This is a genomic window from Pauljensenia sp. UMB6358 (assembly GCF_030216865.1).
Taxonomy (GTDB): domain Bacteria; phylum Actinomycetota; class Actinomycetes; order Actinomycetales; family Actinomycetaceae; genus Pauljensenia; species Pauljensenia turicensis_A.
Genome location: NZ_JASOMS010000306.1, coordinates 1 through 231, shown reverse-complemented (window position 1 = coordinate 231; position 231 = coordinate 1). Strand labels below are relative to the sequence as shown.

The following is a 231-nucleotide window of genomic DNA, read 5'->3' as shown; positions in this document are numbered from 1 at the left end:
ATAACCAAGGCCGTTACTACGTGTTTGCGGGTGACGTGACTACTAGTCGCAGTGCGCAGTACAGCGATATCAAGGTTATGGCGTATGACACGGTTACTCGAAGAGTGCTGACGCTTGGACAATTCTCGGCGGGCCCGTTCCCAGCGGCCAGGACCAACGTGGATCTGCTTTTCGACAACAGCAACCAGCTGTATGTGATGGTGGCTGCCACCGAGGGCACTAGGAATATAC

1 protein-coding gene is annotated in these 231 nt (G+C 54.5%); it reads left to right on the top strand.

Annotated elements, in window-relative coordinates; all coding sequences use genetic code 11:
• A partial coding sequence (locus QP381_RS09565) for a hypothetical protein (RefSeq protein WP_285068821.1) occupies positions 1–231 on the top strand: 231 nt, incomplete at both ends.